The 17,054-nt window shown below is 60.5% G+C and carries 19 protein-coding genes; 6 read left to right on the plus strand and 13 right to left on the minus strand.

All coding sequences use genetic code 11. From position 1 onward, the window contains the following. Positions 1–423: 423 nt before the first annotated feature. From IE166_RS15810 to IE166_RS15825, 4 genes are all read right to left on the minus strand, one after another. On the minus strand, positions 424–825 hold the full coding sequence (locus IE166_RS15810; RefSeq protein ID WP_189505518.1) for a nuclear transport factor 2 family protein: 402 nt from the start codon (positions 823–825) through the stop codon (positions 424–426). Between the two features lie 111 nt (positions 826–936). Beyond that, entirely contained in the window at positions 937–1,230 is a 294-nt protein-coding gene (locus tag IE166_RS15815; protein WP_189505520.1) for a SelT/SelW/SelH family protein, read from the minus strand. A 9-nt stretch (positions 1,231–1,239) separates the two neighbouring features. Then, positions 1,240–1,989 (minus strand): YebC/PmpR family DNA-binding transcriptional regulator, encoded by a 750-nt coding sequence (locus tag IE166_RS15820; RefSeq protein ID WP_189505522.1) that lies wholly within the window; start codon positions 1,987–1,989, stop codon positions 1,240–1,242. Between the two features lie 91 nt (positions 1,990–2,080). After that, positions 2,081–3,562, minus strand: a complete 1,482-nt coding sequence (locus tag IE166_RS15825) for a carboxypeptidase M32 (RefSeq protein WP_189505524.1) — start codon at positions 3,560–3,562, stop codon at positions 2,081–2,083. Positions 3,563–3,671: 109 nt separating this feature from the next. Between IE166_RS15825 and IE166_RS15830 the strand changes: the two genes are divergently transcribed. Next, entirely contained in the window at positions 3,672–4,688 is a 1,017-nt protein-coding gene (locus IE166_RS15830) for a Bug family tripartite tricarboxylate transporter substrate binding protein (RefSeq protein ID WP_189505526.1), read from the plus strand. Positions 4,689–4,746: 58 nt separating this feature from the next. Here the strand turns inward: IE166_RS15830 and IE166_RS15835 are convergent, their stop codons facing one another. From IE166_RS15835 to IE166_RS15875, 9 genes are all read right to left on the minus strand, one after another. Next, entirely contained in the window at positions 4,747–6,441 is a 1,695-nt protein-coding gene (locus IE166_RS15835) for a hypothetical protein (RefSeq protein WP_189505528.1), read from the minus strand. Further along, complete coding sequence (locus tag IE166_RS15840) at positions 6,438–8,159, minus strand: hypothetical protein (RefSeq protein WP_189505530.1); 1,722 nt, start codon at positions 8,157–8,159, stop codon at positions 6,438–6,440. The genes IE166_RS15835 and IE166_RS15840 overlap by 4 nt, the downstream gene beginning before the upstream one ends. A 141-nt stretch (positions 8,160–8,300) precedes the next feature. After that, positions 8,301–8,783 carry a hypothetical protein gene (locus IE166_RS15845; RefSeq protein ID WP_189505532.1) on the minus strand — a complete coding sequence of 161 codons (483 nt, stop codon included), beginning with the start codon at positions 8,781–8,783 and terminating at the stop codon, positions 8,301–8,303. Positions 8,784–8,878: 95 nt separating this feature from the next. Continuing rightward, positions 8,879–9,910, minus strand: coding sequence for a peptidoglycan -binding protein (locus IE166_RS15850; protein ID WP_189505534.1), 1,032 nt, complete (start codon positions 9,908–9,910; stop codon positions 8,879–8,881). Positions 9,911–9,914: 4 nt separating this feature from the next. Continuing rightward, entirely contained in the window at positions 9,915–10,940 is a 1,026-nt protein-coding gene (locus tag IE166_RS15855) for a MotA/TolQ/ExbB proton channel family protein (RefSeq protein WP_189505536.1), read from the minus strand. Positions 10,941–11,045: 105 nt separating this feature from the next. Then, complete coding sequence (locus IE166_RS15860; protein WP_189505538.1) at positions 11,046–11,846, minus strand: inositol monophosphatase family protein; 801 nt, start codon at positions 11,844–11,846, stop codon at positions 11,046–11,048. A 66-nt stretch (positions 11,847–11,912) separates the two neighbouring features. Further along, a complete protein-coding gene (gene efp / locus IE166_RS15865; RefSeq protein WP_189505540.1) occupies positions 11,913–12,479 on the minus strand; it encodes an elongation factor P in 567 nt (188 codons plus the stop codon). Positions 12,480–12,595: 116 nt separating this feature from the next. Further along, positions 12,596–13,564 (minus strand): tetratricopeptide repeat protein, encoded by a 969-nt coding sequence (locus IE166_RS15870; protein WP_189505542.1) that lies wholly within the window; start codon positions 13,562–13,564, stop codon positions 12,596–12,598. A gap of 17 nt (positions 13,565–13,581) precedes the next feature. After that, on the minus strand, positions 13,582–14,244 hold the full coding sequence (locus IE166_RS15875) for a thiamine phosphate synthase (protein ID WP_189505545.1): 663 nt from the start codon (positions 14,242–14,244) through the stop codon (positions 13,582–13,584). Positions 14,245–14,638: 394 nt separating this feature from the next. Between IE166_RS15875 and rcdA the strand changes: the two genes are divergently transcribed. Genes rcdA through ruvA form a run of 5 tightly spaced genes read left to right on the plus strand, consistent with a single transcriptional unit; the run spans position 14,639 to position 17,045 of the window. Continuing rightward, positions 14,639–15,157, plus strand: coding sequence for a protease adaptor protein RcdA (gene rcdA, locus IE166_RS15880; protein WP_189505546.1), 519 nt, complete (start codon positions 14,639–14,641; stop codon positions 15,155–15,157). A gap of 43 nt (positions 15,158–15,200) precedes the next feature. Then, positions 15,201–15,713 (plus strand): crossover junction endodeoxyribonuclease RuvC, encoded by a 513-nt coding sequence (gene ruvC / locus IE166_RS15885; protein ID WP_189505547.1) that lies wholly within the window; start codon positions 15,201–15,203, stop codon positions 15,711–15,713. 54 nt (positions 15,714–15,767) lie between these two features. Then, complete coding sequence (locus IE166_RS15890; protein ID WP_189505548.1) at positions 15,768–16,037, plus strand: AbrB/MazE/SpoVT family DNA-binding domain-containing protein; 270 nt, start codon at positions 15,768–15,770, stop codon at positions 16,035–16,037. Next, on the plus strand, positions 16,015–16,431 hold the full coding sequence (locus IE166_RS15895; RefSeq protein WP_189505549.1) for a type II toxin-antitoxin system VapC family toxin: 417 nt from the start codon (positions 16,015–16,017) through the stop codon (positions 16,429–16,431). Before IE166_RS15890 ends, IE166_RS15895 begins: the two co-directional genes overlap by 23 nt. Further along, complete coding sequence (gene ruvA / locus IE166_RS15900) at positions 16,428–17,045, plus strand: Holliday junction branch migration protein RuvA (protein WP_189505550.1); 618 nt, start codon at positions 16,428–16,430, stop codon at positions 17,043–17,045. The genes IE166_RS15895 and ruvA overlap by 4 nt, the downstream gene beginning before the upstream one ends. The last annotated feature ends 9 nt before the right edge of the window (positions 17,046–17,054 follow it).

Raw genomic sequence — 17,054 nt, forward strand, 5'->3', positions numbered from 1 at the left:
AGCGGCGCAAAGCCTCATCCTGATGTGCCAGCAGGCAGGTGAGGGCGGCACCACCGGTTCTCATCCTGAGGCGCGACCGCAGGGAGCCTCGAAGGACGCACTTCGTTCCATGCAGGCACGTTCGCGCCTGCCCCTGCCGCTTCGTCATCCTCGGGCTTGACCCGAGGATCCATGCCGCAATCGTGGAAGGTATACAGGTCCTATACAGGCAAAGCGGACCTGCAAGGGCATGGATCCTCGGGTCTGCGCCTCCGCTTGCGCTCCGGCTCCGCCCAAGGATGACGAAGCGGGATGGTGGTGCGCCCTTCGAGGCTCGCCTGGATGTGGCGGAGGTTCGTTCTGGACACTTGTGCGGGCTCGCACCTCAGGATGAGGACGGTCGGTGGAGCGCTGGCTGAGGTCGAGCCTCCGACTGGATGCCGCCTACGCCTCAAGCGCGCGCTGCACGATTGCCGTGTCCGTATGCTGGATGAAGCGCGCCAGCTTGTTGTCGCGGACCGTCCAGACATGGACGAAAGGCGCGCGGAAGCTCTTGCCGGTGTTGCTGTAGCGGCCGCTGTAGTGGCCGAGCGCAACCACCGTGTCGCCTTCGGCGACAGTGCTGTCGGGCACCGCCTGGTAGCCTTCCCACTCGGTCATGAGCTTGGCGAAGACGGACTGGACCACCGCATCATGCCCGACAAAGGTGCCGGCATAGGGATAGCCTTCGGCTTCGGTCCACTCGATGTCGGAGGCCATGGTGGAAAGAACCGCAGGCAGGTCTCCCGCCGCGAAGCCGGCATAGAGTTTCTGCACCAGAGCGCGGTTCTGCTCGATATTGCTCATTGAACGTCCTCCCCCAAGGGAACCACCATGACAGCGCCGTGGCAGGACCGCAACGGGTTTGCAGCCGCATGAGCAAAGATCAAGCTGGCGATGGCACTCAGGAAGGAGGCTCTACCGGTCTGAGTGCCCCAGCCCACGCTCCGGCCAGACGATATCGCGCACGCGCTGCTTCAGCACCTTGGCTTCGGGGAAGCCGGCGTCGCGTTTGCGCTCCCAGATCAGTTCGGGCTCGGTGCCATGGGTCTGGCAGTGGATTTCGAAGATGCCGCCGGTGCCGGGTACGAGCGCGACTTCGCCGAGATCTGCGCCGAAGGTGGAGAGCAGTTCCTGGGCAAGCCAGGCTGCACGCAGGAGCCATTGGCACTGCGTGCAGTAGGTGATGGTGATGCGGGGCAGGGTGGCCACGCTTGAACCTCAGGCCGCGCTGAGCTTGGCCATGGTGGCCTCGTCGACTTCGAAGTTGACGTAAACATTCTGCACGTCGTCGTCGTCTTCGAGCGTGTTGACGAGCTTCAGGATCGACTGGGCGCGATCCTCGTCCACCGGCACGTTGTTCTGCGGCTTCCAGATGGTCTTGACGGATTCCGCCTCGCCGAGCGTGCTTTCCAGCGCCGACGAGACTTCGCCCAGATCGCCGAAGGCGCACAGGATGGTGTGGCCTTCCTCGTCGCTCGTGACATCTTCCGCGCCGGCTTCGATGGCGGCTTCCATGACCTTGTCGGCGTCGCCGACCTTGGCGGGATAGGTGATCTCGCCGGTGCGGTCCCACATGAAGGACACGGAATTGGTTTCGCCTAGAGCGCCGCCCGCCTTGGTGAAGGCTGCGCGGACGTTTGCCGCGGTGCGGTTGCGGTTGTCGGTGAGCGCTTCCACGATCAGCGCCACGCCGCCCGGGCCGTAGCCCTCGTAGCGCACTTCTTCGTAGTTCTCGGCATCGCCGCCCGACGCCTTGGCGATGGCGCGGGCGATATTGTCCTTGGGCATGGACACGGCCTTGGCGTTCTGGATGGCCAGACGCAGGCGCGGGTTCATGTCGGGATCAGGCAAGCCAGCCTTTGCGGCCACCGTGATTTCGCGGGCGAGCTTCGAGAACATCTTGGATCGAACCGCGTCCTGGCGGCCCTTGCGATGCATGATGTTCTTGAATTGTGAATGGCCGGCCATAGTACCCCTGTCGCGTCGATGATCAGAATTGGCGGTTAATGGAATTAAACCGGTCTATAGAAGGGTTTGCCGACAAAATCCAGCGCGCGAACTAGCCGTAGCGCTGTTCCAGATGGCGCTTGAAGTGGGTGGCGTCGAGGGCTGAGCCGGTGGCGCGCTGCATCAGCTCGGGCGTCGACCAGCGCGAGCCTTGGCTCCAGATGTTCTCGCGGCGCCAGTCGTTGACGCGCTCGAAGCGGCCTGCGGCGAGATCGTTTTCGATGTCGGGCATGGCTATCGCGATCGTCGCCCATTGCTGCGCCGCCGTCATGGCGCCGAGGGAATAGGACGGGAAATAGCCGAGCATGCCGGCCGGCCAATGCACGTCCTGCATCGGGCCGTCGCCGGGTGAATCGATGGTGGACAGGCCGAGCGTGTCTTGCATCCGGGCGTCCCAGGCTTCCGGGATGTCCCGGGTTTGCAGGCGGCCGGCAACGAGATCCTGCTCCATCTCGAAGCGCAGGATGATATGCAGGGGATAGGTGACCTCGTCGGCATCGACGCGGATCAAACCGCGCTCGACATGGTGGACATGGGGCAGGATGTCGTCGATCGACCAGTCTTCGCCGAGGTGCTTTTCCACCACCGGCAGCGCCCAGTGCCAGAAAGCGGGATTGCGGCCAAGCTGCTTTTCCACGAAGAGGCTCTGGCTTTCATGCACGGCCATGCCGCGCGCCTTTCCAAGCGGCCAGTGCGCCCAGGCTTTCGGCAGGTTCTGCTCGTAAAGCGCGTGTCCGGTTTCGTGCAGCACGCCCATCAGGGACGACAGAAATTCGGTGGTCTTGTAGCGCGTGGTGATGCGCACATCGGTCGGCACGCCGCCGCAGAAGGGGTGGTGCGAGACCGACAGGCTGCCATGGGTGAGGTCGAAGCCGACCGCCTGCATCATGGCCAGCCCAAGTTCGCGCTGGCGTTCGATGGGGTAGGAGCCGGACAGCGCCTTCAACGGGTGCTTGGCGCGCTTCTCTTCCTGTACTGACAAGGCGCGCGGCACGAAGTCGACGAGGAAGGTTTTCAGATCGTCGAACACGGGCGCGATTGTCGCGGCGCGGGTGCCGGGGTCATATTGCTCCAGCAGCGCATCGTAAGGATCGAGCTTGAGGACGTCGGCGCGCATGGCGGCTTCCTCGCGCACCAGCTGGATCACGCCATCCAGTGCCGGCTCGAACGACTTCCAGTCGTTCTTGGCGCGCAGATCGCGCCACAGCTGCTCGGAGCGCATGCGGGTGCGCATCTGCTTTTCCACGAACTCGGCGGGCAAACAGGTGAGGTTGATATATTGCCGCTTGAACTCGCGGACGGCGGCCTTTTGCTCGTCGTCGAGGTCTTCGCGTTCGGCGGCGTCGATCCAGTCGGCGATTTCGGGAGCGGAAGCCTGGCGATGCTGCATGCCGGCAAGGGCTGCCATGCTTTCGGCCCGCGCTTCACCGCCGCCGACCGCCATCGACACGGCCTCATCGACGCCGAGGATCGAAAGGGCGTGGCTGAAAGCTTCGAGGCGGCGGTTGAGGTCGTCGAGTTTGTGGAAGGACATGTGGTGATACCATCCTCGGGCTGTGTGATGATCTGCTGTAGCGCACAACACGGCGTGATTGAACCGGCCTCGTCTTTCGTCGCACTTGCCGTCAGGGGAGGTGGCGTTCATGCTGTGTTTCTTAACAACTGAAAAGGGAGGAGTTTCAGTGGTGGGATTGAACAGACGCAGTGCGCTTGGCTTGGCGCTGGCGGCCGGCCTGGCTTTCTGTAGCCTCGCGCAGGCGCAGGAGTTTCCGTCGCAGACGATCACGCTGGTGGTGCCGTTTGCGGCCGGCGGCTCGACCGATCTGGTTGCGCGCGTGATCGCCGAGAAGATGTCGGGCGAACTCGGGCAAAACGTCATCGTGGAAAATGTCGGCGGCGCCGGCGGCAATCTCGGTGCCGACCGTGTCGCGCGCGCGGAACCCGACGGCTACACGATCCTGATGGGCACGGTGGCGACGCATGCGCTGAACCCGCTGATCCTGAAAACCAAGCCCTATGATCCCGTGACCGACTTCACGCCGGTTTCGCTGCTGGTGCTGGTGCCCAACGTGCTGGCGGTGAACCCGCAGCTGCCGGTCAACACGGTGCAAGAGCTGATCGACCTCCTGAAATCGAAACCCGGCGAGTATTCCTATGCTTCATCGGGCAACGGCACGCCGCTGCATCTGTCGGGCGAGCTGTTCAAGAGCATGACTGGCGTGGATATGCAGCACGTGCCCTACAAGGGCTCCGGCCCGGCGCTGACCGATGTGCTGGCCAATCAGGTGCCGATCATCTTCGACAACCTGCCATCGTCATCCGGCCATATGAAGAGCGGCACGCTGAAGGCGCTGGGCGTCACCACGGTGGAGCGCGCGGCCTCCTTCCCCGACGTGCCGACCATCGCCGAAACCGTGCCGGGCTACGAGACCTATTCGTGGAACGCGCTGTTTGCGCCTAAGGACACGCCGCCGGACGTCGTCGCCAAGCTCAACGCCGCCGCCAACAAGGCGCTGACCGACGAGACCGTCAAAGCTCGCATGAAAGACTTCAGCGCCACCATCGTCGGGTCAACGCCGGAAGAATTGGGCGCGCATGTGAAGGCGGAACTGGCGAAGTGGGAGCCGATTGTGAAGGCGGCGAACGTGTCGCTGGATTGAGGATGAGGGAGGGGCGGGCTGCCGCGGAGGTGGCCCGCTGGTTGGGCTTGAAACGACCTTAACTGTCGATCAGCCAAAAATGTGGAGGTATCGGCAAGCGATAGTGTCTACAAGCAGCTAAGAACAACACAACAAGTCCGGATTTTACCGCGCTAATCTCGTTTATGTCTGTGCAGTTCTGAATGGCGGCGTTGATGGTTTCAGCTACCTCTTCAAAGCCTTGCTGAGGTGACAAATCCGTAACGCACACGCCATGATAGGTCTCTCCCCGCCATATGTGTACGTCGGTTTCTTCGTCTGGAAGCCAAGCTTGATGTGTGCAGTTTGGTAAAAACTTGCCGAGGCGCTCTACGAATGCCTTCTTCTCGTCAACGGTTGCCACACGCTCCAGCCAAACGAACAGATAGGGATAGAGTACGCTCCCACTACACGCTTCTGCGCGGTAGGAACCTTCAGCGCTAATAGGATGATTCAGAAGGTCCGAGTAGTCGCGGAAGCAAGTAGGATAGTGTGAGTTGATAACCAAAGCTAGGGTCGTCTGCTGCGCGATCGATCCGAGCCATGGTAAGAAGCGTGGCGTTGAGCCTGTAATTTGAGCAAGATACATAACCAACGCTATTTCGATCATATGATCGTCTTTAAAGGGTGAGTTCAGTGTTGGATTCGAGTTGACCAGCTGAACTATTGTGTCGAGTACCCGATGGGTACTATCCGTTAATGCATTAGCGAACTCCGGCTCTTCAACGGTAAAGGTTTGGGAGAGCATCGCTGTCCAGCAGCCACGAATAGCCAAGCGCCCAAGAAGTTCGAACAAAGCCAGATTTACATCTACCGCTTCTCGCGAACGAACAGATGTGGAAAGAGCATGAAGAGAGTTGCTGTGTCCGAAAGCTGTTTTTGTTAAATACCGTTCTGAACATGCCAGATATAATTTGATAAATTGATCAAAAAGGACACTTAAGTCTTGGTCATGTTTATTTGGTCGGCGTCTGCGCGGCTGAGCGCGTACCATGTTCCAGCATAACAGCACTCCCAACTCAGATACCGTGTAGATGCTCTCGAGATTGTCTGCCTCGATGGCCCAGGTGGTAACGGCATTAAGGCAAATGTAGGCCTGTCTTAGGCGAAAAAGTTGAATGCTGGGCTCTAGACCATCTTCCAAGATTTCGCTCAAAAATGCGCGAGAGTAATCGTAGCAAGCGCTTGGCTCGTTTACCATTGCAATCGCTTTTTGGAAGTTTCTTCGCGGAGCTTCTTCCAGCAACTCGCGCGCAAGCAAGCTGCGCATCATGAGATCTGCCAAGCGATCTCCGTTCCATTCCTGATACTTGACCCTGTCACTTTCGTTCTGAGTTGAGTAACCGGCCCAATTCATGAGGACGGTCTCATCAAGCTCGCCGCCGCAACATAAAATTATTCGAACGGGGAGTCCTGCATGTTCGGCCGCCACATTCGTCCGGAGGTAGACATCACGTATCTCGTTAAGTTCCGGACGTACTGCCTGTACCCCGCTGTCCCAATCGCGCCTTGTGATGTTCCCCGCCTTTATACAGAAAAGGTATAGGCAGCGCTCGTCGTCCTCGCCTCTAATTTTACCGACAGCGGCAATGTCCACCCCGTTCTGGCGCGTACCAATCATGGGCGTATTCAGTACCCGCAGTCCGATTTCCGCCAGCAGATTTGGAAGTACGGACTTGTCCAAGTCACCCCGCTCTTTGAGCGATGCGAGGTACTCTTTAAGAATTATCCTCATGACGGCTTCCGTGTCTTCGCACGGAACATGAAGATCATTGCGTTGAATCCCACAGGATCCACAACCATCAGACGAGGCAACTCAATGCTATGTGAAAACTCCGAAAGCGGAGATATATTCGGATGCTTTTTACCTTCTGCGCCGTGGATGATCGAGAAGCTCTTTCGCCCATAAAGCAACGTTTGGCGGGTCGCTAGTCGTGCAAAAATGGACTGTTCATGCGCATGCTTCTGAATATCGCGATTGCGATCCCTATCCTTAATCGCAACGGCGCGACGATGCTCAATCGGTGGAAGTAGTTCAACCAGGGATTGCGCTCTCTCAAGATCTGCTATGTGGGTATCGTGCTTAGAGATGAGCCTCTTTGCGCATTCTGAAATGCGTTTGGAGGCGTTGGAGCACTGCGCTTCCACGAATATTCTCAGATCCCCGCCATAGCTCAGAAGTAACGGATTGAGCAGAAGCTTTTCTGCCTCTACTCGCGCTTTCGGCTCTCCGTTTTTGACGATGCTCAAGAGGACTGAGGCCGCTGTCACCTCGTGGTGCCACAAAAAGCCTATACACTTTTGTGCCAAAAATTTCTGATCATGAAGATCAAGCGGCAAATGGTTTTTCTGAAGCCATACCTCGGCCCCTTTATCGTCTGCGCTGAGTAGATCGGCTAAAAACGAGCAAAGAGTGAATTCACCTCCGCTGAGCCACTTTGAAAAGAGATAGGATGAGTGGTCCGGCTTTCTCCAAACCCACTTTGAGAAACTATAATAATCTTTCTTCCTAGCTTTTTCATCGAGACGAGGGATGCAGGTGGCGAAAACGCCAGCGACCCGATGGAAGTCCCAACGGTCATCATTGTCCTTGATGGCATGATCTAGATTGTGGAGCGTCGCGACGCTGTTTGATGGTATCCTTTCAAGCAGGCCCAGCACTTGATCAATGCTCTCCTTTGACAAGCCTTTGTCATGAAAAAACAACATGCCGGATAGGACGCTCAACTCAGTCGGGTCGCCGGTCTTACCTATCGATTCTATAAATTCCTGTTGGCGATAGTCTTCCCCTGAGCCCAGCTTCTCCCAAAGCCTGAAAGCTGCCTCGATAGCCGCTATCCTTGTTTCGGCATCTATTTGACCTTCGATGACTTTAGAAGCATCATCTACACCCTGTCTAATCCCAACGCTGGATACCGTCTCCACGCGACCAATTGCTCGCAGTCCAATGCTGACGACGGAGGTATTACTCTGTCGGATAAGATCAAAGGCCAATGCCTCATCACCCAGGCCAACAACCGCGAACACTCCGTGCGCCAAGCAGAGATCGTCTAGCTCTTTGACGCCTTCCACAATCTCGCGAGCTTTTGCTGGATTATTCTTGCACCAAGTCACAAGCGAGATGTTTGGAAGGCCTGCAGCACCATCCGAACCCGCTTTTAACACTAGCCGGTGTACCAGCTTTAGAACGTCAAGATGCGAGCATACGAGGCCAGCAATCGCTTTGTCCAGCGGATGCATCACGATCCAGAAGTCGTTGTGATCAAGCGCGTCGATTGCTGCCAGATTGTGATCAGATGCCAGATTTATAAAACTGGCGTTGTGCAAGTCGCAGAGAATTTCGCTCAGTTCTACTTGCTGAGCCCGCATTTCTGCCGACGCCAATGCTTGTACCAGGCAACCTTGCTGCTCGGCGGTGATTAATTTCGCGCGTGGATCGCCTGGGTTATGCATTTACTAGAGCCGAATCGTTGACCTAACCTGAGGATAGCAGTTTGCCGCCCATAGGCCGCCCATAACCTACCAGGTCACGCGCCTCGACGAATGTTGCCTATGTTGCGAAGCGATCATGCCACGTACCAACGTCGGCTGACGCTATGTCGAACCAGAATGGATCAGCACGCGACCGTCAGGCAACTCAAGCGCAAAGCCGATCGTGTAAACGTCGGACGTAAATGGAGCGCTTGGAAAAATGGGGCCTTCGAACACATAGTCCGTCCCATGCTTGAAGCGGCTTAGGTCCGCCTCCGCCAGCAGCCAGGTGGGTGGCGCGTCTACGGTTACTTGCGGCAACGCCGCACCCGCCTTCAGCGCGCGCGAGATCGTGGCGAGATCGGCTTCGGAATAGCGCAGCACCGCCCATAGTTCATTGTCCGTCGGACCGAGACCGCCTTCCGTGCCGATGGGGGTGATTGACCATTTCGCTTCAAGCGGGGCGGGGTGCAGGGTTATGAATTTGCCCAGGAGGGCGATGTCGGTTTGCACCTCGGCGAGTTTGGCCGGTTGGCTTTCCGAGCAGCCGGGGGCTGCCATCATGACCAGCGCGGTTAGGGCGAGGGCGCGGGTGAGGTGTTTCACGCAAGCGATCCGTTCGCGCCGGGTTTTGGAGGGCGTGAAAGCTGGACGGGCCGTGATCCACGCCATCTCCGCGAACTCCCTCCAGCGCGCGCCGTTCAGCGCTCCGTCAGTTTCAGCTCGATGCGGCGGTTGCGGTCGCGGGCTTCCGGGGTGTCGGCGGCGTCGAGGGGTTGGTATTCGCCGAAGCCGGCGGCGACCAGGCGGTTGGCGGGGACGCCGCTGGCGATCAGGAACTTGACCACGGAGGTCGCGCGCGCCGAGGACAGTTCCCAGTTGTCGCGGAAGCGGCCGGTGCCCGATAGCGGGCGGTTGTCGGTGTGGCCGTCGACGCGCAGCACCCAGTTGATCTCGGGCGGGATTTCGCGCTGCAGCTCGATGATGGCCTGGGCGAGTTTCTGCATCTCGTCCTGACCGGCCGGGTTGATCTCGTCGCCGCCAACGGGGAACAGCACTTCCGACTGGAACACGAAACGGTCGCCGACGATGCGGATGTTTTCGCGGTCGGACAGGATTTCACGCAAACGGCCGAAGAAGTCGGAGCGATAACGGTTGAGTTCCTGCACGCGTTGGGCGAGCGCCACGTTCAAGCGGCGGCCGAGATCGGCGATCTTGGTGTTGGACTCGCGATCGCGGCTTTCGGAGGCGTCGAGCGCCGATTCCAGCGCGCCGATCTGCATGCGCAGCGCCGAAATCTGCTGGTTCAGCAGTTCGACCTGGCTGAGCGCGCGCTGGCTGATCTCGCGCTGGCCTTCCAGCTCGCCGGTCAGCGTGCCGATCTGGGCGGTGGCGGCGGCATCGGCGCCGGTGCCCTGGTTCAGCAACTGCTGCAAGCGGCTGCGGTCCTGCTCGGCCTGGCTGAGCGAGGCCTGGAGGCCGGCAAGCTGGTCGGTGGCGTCCTGATTGTTGGAGCGCTCCAGCGCCAGCAACTGAGTCAACTCGTTGATCTGGGAGTTCAGGCGGTTGAGCGCCTCATCCTGGCCGCTGACTTCGCGCGAAAGGAGAAACTGCGCCAGCACGAACACCGAAAGCAGGAACATGATGGCCAGCAGCAGCGTCGACAGGGCGTCGACGAAGCCCGGCCAGTAATCGACGGTGCGTTGGCTGCGTCGGCCGCGAGCAAGCGCCATGGTTCTAGCTGCGCTCCTTCTCGGCCAACGTATTGGCGAGGCGGTCGAGCGTGGCGCGTACGGCCTTTTGTTCTTCGGCCTGCGCTTCCACCCAATCGCGCATGATCTGCTGCTCCGAGCGCATGTTCTTCACCAGGCCGGAAATGCCGTCGGCGAGATTGGCCATGGCGGCCGCGACGCGCTGGTTGGAGCCGCCGCTGTCCTGAATGGCGCGCAGACGCTCGGACAGGAGCTTCAGCTCCTCGCTGGATGTGGCGGCGGAGGCGGTGTCGACGATCGGCAGGGTGGATTCCAGATCGGTCACCGAGGACAGCCAGTTTTCCAGCTCGGTATAAAAGCGGTTCTGCGCGCGGCCGGCCTGAAGGTCGAGGAAGCCGAGCACGAGCGAGCCGGCGAGACCGAAAAGGCTGGACGAGAACGCCGTGCCCATACCCTGCAAGGGCGCCGACAGACCGGACTTCAGGGAGTTCAGCACATCATTGGTGCTGCCGGTGCCGGGGTCGAGCGACTGGATGGTCTGGCCGATGGAACCGATCGTGCCGAGCAGACCCCAGAAGGTGCCGAGCAGGCCGAGAAACACCAGCAGGCCAATGAGATAGCGCGAGATGTCGCGGCTTTCATCGAGGCGGTTGGCGATCGAATCGAGAATCGCGCGGGTGGAATTGGTGGTGAGCGCGATGGCCGAGGAGCGGCTGAGCAGCGCGCGCATCGGCGCCAGCAAAACGGGATCGCCGCTATCATTGCCGGCGCGAAAATTCTTCACCCAGCGCACTTCGCGGAACAGGCGGATGACCTGCATCAGCGCAAGCAGGATGCCGACGACGAGTACGCCGAGAATCAACCCGTTCAAACCGGGATTGGTGCGGAAGGCGGTGGCGATCTGCCTTGTCAGGATAACAGCGACAAAGCCCGAGATCGCCAGAAAGACGACCATGGAGGCCAGGAAAACCTGCGGATTGGACAGTTTGTAGGGATCGGCTTCCGGCCGGTCCACCATGCGTTCCAATCCGAGCGTCTTTGCCAACGCCATTCACCCGCCTCCAAGGCCTGCGACTTAACCTTCGCCAAGCTTTAAACGGAAACGGGTGGGAAAAGAAAGGCGCGCGTGCAAGAGCGCGCGCCGCTTCCCCTTGATTCAGCTGCGCTGCAGGGGCTTGTTGAGGGTCTTGACCAGCGCGCCGTGGATGATCTCGTTGCCGGCCACCACCGAGCCGGTCTCCAGCATGTCCTGGCCGCCGTCGCGGGTGGACAGGAAACCGCCGGCTTCACGGATCATCAGGATGCCTGCCGCCATGTCCCACGGCTTGAGGCTGTCTTCCCAGAAGGCATCGAAGCGCCCGGCAGCGACATAAGCGAGGTCGATCGCCGCTGCGCCGAAGCGGCGAATGCCGGAACTGTCGGCCATGACGTTGCGCAGGTCGATCAAAGCGCGGCCGTGATTGCCGAGGCCGAGATGCGGAATGCCGGTGGCGACCACGCAATCCGACAGCTGGCGGCGCGCAGCCACCCGCATGCGGCGGTCGTTCATGAACGCGCCACCGCCACGCTCGGCCACGAACATCTCGTCCATGGCCGGATTATAGATCACGCCGGCGACGATCTGGCCCTGGCGCTCCAGCGCAATCGAAACGCCGAATACCGGGATGCCATGGAGGAAGTTGGTGGTGCCATCCAGCGGGTCGACGATCCAGCGGTGCTGGTCGTCATCGCCATGCACGGCGCCGCGCTCTTCCATCAGGAAGGAATAGCCGGGGCGGGCGCGCGACAGTTCGGTGTAGATGATGTCTTCGGCCTTGCGATCGGCCTGGCTGACATAATCGCCCGGACCCTTCACCGAAACCTGAAGGTTCTGCACCTCGCCGAAATCACGCGCAAGCGAGCGGCCGGCCTTGGTGGCGGCACCGATCATGACATTGATGAGAGCCGAACGCGCCATGCTTGATCCCGATCGTTAGAAAGAACTGTCCGCGCGGGCCAAGCGCCCCCGAAGAACCAACCGCGCTTAGTCGGCGCGGCGGATATAGGTGATTTCGTTGGTATCAACGATGATGCGCTCGCCTGACGAGATGAAAGGCGGCACGAGAACACGCACGCCGTTTTCCAGAACAGCCGGCTTGTAGGACGAGGCGGCGGTCTGACCCTTCACGACAGGATCGGCTTCCGTGATAGTCAGCGTGACCTGATCCGGCAGGGCGATGCCGATCGGGCGCTCTTCGTAAAGCTCGACCGTGACCATCATGCCGTCCTGCAGGAAGGCTGCGCGATCGCCGACGAAGTCCTTGGCGAGTTCGAGCTGCTCGTAGCTTTCGGTGTCCATGAAAACCAGCGCCTCGCCCTGCTCGTAGAGGAAGGAAAAGTCCTTCTGCTCGAGGCGGATCTTTTCGACGGTTTCGGCGGCGCGGAAGCGTTCGTTGAGCTTGGTGCCGTTGATCAGGTTCTTGAGTTCGACCTGATTATAGGCGCCACCCTTGCCGGGCTTCACCGCATTGGTCTTTACCGCAACCCAAAGGCCGCCATCATGCTCGATGACGTTGCCTGGACGGATTTCGTTGCCGTTGATCTTTGCCATGGTGGTTGATTGTCCGGGATTGTTGGCGCCGGAGCGGCGCGATTGGCGCTCCCACAACCATACTTCGCCGCCAGAAACAAGATGCGACGCAATTGAGCTGGGTTAAAGCACGTGCCTCAGCGCAGCTTGTCGGCTTGGTCTTCGGCCGCTTTCAGCTGCGCTTCGGTGAGGCCGGCGAGGTGATCGTCCATCTCGGGATCGCGCAAACCGGCACGCTGGGCGCGCAGATACCAGGCGGCGCCCGCGATAGGATCGCCCTCGACGCCGATGCCGGCAACATAGAGCTTGGCCAGGCGATTGCGCGCCGCGACATTGCCGCCTTCGGCCGCGCGCTTCATCCAGGCAAAGCCGGCGACCGCATCGCGCTTGCCGCCGCGCCCGGCAATCAGCCAGCTGGCATATTCGAGCTGTGCGGTATCATAGTTCTGCCGGGCGGCACGTTCCAGAAAGCTGCGCGCCATTGCTTCGTCGGCGGTGCGGCCGCCAACACCGTTGGCGTAGACTTCGGCCATGGCATATTCGGCATCGGCCAGCTTCTGGTCCGCGGCCTTCTCGAAATAGCCGACCGCGCGCGTCAGGGCTTCCGGCGTCGGTTCGGCCTCGCCGGACAGCACCATCTGCGCGAAGTTGAACTGCGCGAGACGATTGCCGGCATTGGCCGCTTCTTCCATCAGGGCGAAGGCCTGCTTGTTGTCGCGCTTCACGCCGCGACCGTCGAGCAGCATCATGGCATATTGGAACTGCGCTTCCGACACGCCACGCTCGGCGGCACGGCTGTACCATTTGGCGGCTTCCGCCTCGTCGCGCTTGACGCCGAGGCCGCGCGAATAGATCTCGGCAATCAGCACCTGCGCCGCGGAATCGCCAAGCTCGGCGCGCGGTTCGGCGAGGTTGCGGGCAGTGACGTACAGGCCGCGCTGATAAGCGCCGAAGGCTTCATCCGGCGCGCGCTGGCCGAAGCGCCGCGGCAGGGCTTCTTCCACCTTCGGCGCACCAGGACGATCGCCATCCGGCCCTTGTGCCGCCGCCGGCAAAGCGGTGAGGATGGCAAGGAACAGGAGCAGGATGCGAAACGCGTGCGACATCGGGTTCGAACCGGATCTTATTCGGTGAAGCGTGGGGCGGATTGTTCGAGCAGCGCGTTGACGGCGGCAACGGCCTCAGCGGGTGTGCCGTTGGCGCCATCGAAGATAGCTGCGGACAGGGCGACGAAGTCGGCGCCGGTTTCTGCCACGGCCAGTGCAGAGGCGATGTCAGTGCCGCCAAGCACGATGCAGGGCAGGGAGATCATTTCCGACCACCATTCGGCGAGCTTGAGATTGCGGCTGTGGGCTTCCGGCTTGTTGTCGTAACCGAAGCGGCCGAAAAAGACGTAGTCCGGCTGGGCTTCGCCGAGATCGAGCGCTTCATCGCGGGTCTTGATGCCGCCGGCGCCGACCATCAGGCGACCGTCGAGATGCTCGATCTGTTCGGCGAGATCAGCGGCATCGGTTTCCAGATGCACGCCATCGGCTTTGATGCGGCCGGCAATGCGGGTGTCGTTCTCGATCATCACCGCGACGCCTTTTTCCTGCGCCAGCGGAAGAAGCGCTTCGCCGAGCTTCTGCAGGCTGGCTTCATCACGGCTGCCGACCGGGATGATGAGGGACGCGACATCGCCGCCCGACAGCGCGCTTTCCACCTTGGCCGTGCAATCGCCGATCTCGCCTTCAACAGGCGCAATCAGAACAAGGCGGCAGCGATCGGGCAAAGCGGTTTTGGACATGGGTTGGCTATCTCAGGAGATCATGGTGCGAGTGGGGCACGCCTAGCGCAGCCGATGCGTCTTGAACAGAGTAGGGCGGCTTAACGCTTCATTAAGGTTTACAGGTGCTTACTGTGGGCATCCAGCGATCCTGGATTTGACCGAGTGGTGCAGCCACTTTGTTTGACGCCTCCCTGTTAACTCCTGAGAGCCGCTTTCCCGCGGCTCTTTTTTTGATCGGGCTGTGCACAGACGTCGTCCAAATGCTGAGGCCACAATCCCACCGTTAACCTTCTGTTAAACATGTGCTTGCTTTGCGGTGGAGAGGATTGCACTCTCCATTCGCACGACGTGGTGGAACCAATAGTCCGCTGTGGCGTCGATTGCGCGAGTGTGTGAGTCCCAGGAGTCCTTGATGAGCGAAGCGGAACGGAACGTTCCCGTCAACCTGGCGGAGCGGCGCATACTCTCACCTCTGTTTCAGATGATCTATGACGAGGGCATGGGCCTGGTTGAACAGGCTGCCGCTTACCTCGATGGTCCGGGACGCGTGGAAGCCAAGGTGCTTAACCGCGACGTGTCCATGCTTTACGCCGCCGAATCCATGCGGCTGACGACGCGCCTGATGCAGATCGCGTCCTGGCTGCTTTTGCAGCGCGCCGCCAATTCTGGCGAAATGACGCGCGACCAGGTTTCGGCCGAAAAGGCCAAGGTGCGGCTCGATACGGCATCGGCTTGCAACGAGGCGCCCTTGTTCGCCGACCTGCCGCGCTCCTTCCGCGATCTGGTGGAACGCTCGTTGTCCCTGCAAACGCGGGTGCGGCGCATGGATGACGAGATCTACGGTTTGGGTCATCCCAGCCTGGCTGCGCGCGCCAACGACAATCCCGTATCCGAGCAGATCTTGCTGCTGAAAACGGCGTTCGCCCACTAAGCGTTAACCCGGAACACAATGCGAACGTGCTATGGCTTCTGCCATGGCAACAGCGATTCGCATCATCGGCATCGATCCCGGCCTCCGCCGCACCGGCTGGGGCGTAATCGAAAGCGCCGGCAATAGTCTGCGCTTCATTGCGGCAGGCACGATCCAGTCCGACGACACCTGCAGCCTGGCCGAGCGCTTGTGCCAGTTGCATGACGGGCTGGCCGCAATTCTCCAGCAGTTCTCGCCGGAAGAAGCGGCTGTCGAGCATACGTTCGTCAACGTCAATCCGACCTCCACGCTGAAGCTCGGCCAGGCACGTGGCATTGCCCTGCTGGTGCCGGCACGCGCTGGCTTGGCGGTTGCGGAATATACGCCGAACGCCGTGAAGAAGGCGGTGATCGGCGTCGGCCACGGCGACAAGAAGCAGATCCAGATGATGGTGAAGGTGCTGATGCCGAAGGCCGTTTACAATGGCGCGGACTCCGCCGATGCGCTCGCCATCGCCATCTGCCATGCGCACCATCGGGTAGTAACCCGGCGCATTTCGCTGGCTGCATCTTCTTAGATGTTCTTGACTTGTTCTGGTGTTGTGGGTAAGTAATACCGGCGAGGTATTACCATGCGTGTGACATCAAAGGGCCAGGTGACCATCCCGAAGCCGATCCGCGATCGTTTGGGGATCGAGGAGGGGAGCGAAGTGGCCTTCATCGAGGATCAGGATGGGGTGCGTTTGGTGAGACAGACTGAGCGCGATGATCCCGATCTGCAAGCGCGCGAATTTCGCGAATGGCTGGAGTCAGTTCGCGGGACGATCGACACGAACGGGATGGACGGCAAGGACTTCGTCGACTGGTTGCGCGGGCCCTATGAAGACCTCGACCCTCATTGATACCAACATCCTGATCGATCTCTTCGGCAGCGGACCGATCCAGGATTCTTCCGCTGATCTGCTGGAACAAGCCATGCGAGATGGGCCAATCGTTTTTAGCGCGATCGTATGGGCGGAGTTTGCCGCGCCGGGCATCAGCGAAGAGCAGCTTTGGAAAAAGCTGCAATGGCTGAAACCCAAGCGCGAGGACTTTCCGTTTGAAGCAGCCTATTCTGCCGGTCTGGCACACCGAACCTACAAAGCGCGCGGCGGAACTCGGGAAAAGACATTGCCGGACTTTCTTATCGGCGCCCACGCGCTTGTTGCCGGCCACCGGCTTCTGACACGTGACGCACGGCGCTACCGCACCTATTTCCCCGACCTCGACCTCATTGCACCGGACACGCATCCATGATCGGCAAGCTCAAGGGCCTCCTAGATGAGATCGGCGAGGATCATTGCGTCATCGATGTCGGCGGCGTCGGTTATGTCGCATTCTGTTCGGCGCGGACGCTCGGCGCCTTGCCAGGCGCAGGTGAAGCGGTTTCGCTTTTTATCGAAACCTATGTGCGCGAGGACATGATCCGGCTTTACGGCTTTCGCACCCATCTCGAGCGCGAATGGTTCCGGCTGCTGCAATCGGTGCAAAGCGTCGGCGCCAAGGTTGCGCTGGCCGTGCTTTCCACGCTGACGACGTCCGAACTCGCCAATGCGATTGCGCTCCGGGACATCACCATGGTGTCGCGCGCGCCGGGTGTCGGCAAGAAGGTGGCCGAGCGGATCGTGACCGAATTGAAGACCAAGGCGCCGGCCTTTGCGGGCGAGGCGACCGGCACGATCGGGCTGAAGCAGGAACTGGGCGAAGGCGTTGCGCCCGCACCCGTGGCCGATGCCGTCTCGGCGCTGACCAATCTCGGCTATTCCCGCGACATCGCGGCCAATGCGGTTGCGGCGGCCTTGAAGGAAGCCGGCGAGGGCGCGGATTCGGCCAAGCTGATCCGGCTCGGCTTAAAGGAACTGGCGCGTTGAGTTTGGCCT

Source organism: Tianweitania populi, from assembly GCF_014652875.1.
Classification (GTDB): Bacteria; Pseudomonadota; Alphaproteobacteria; order Rhizobiales; family Rhizobiaceae; genus Tianweitania; species Tianweitania populi.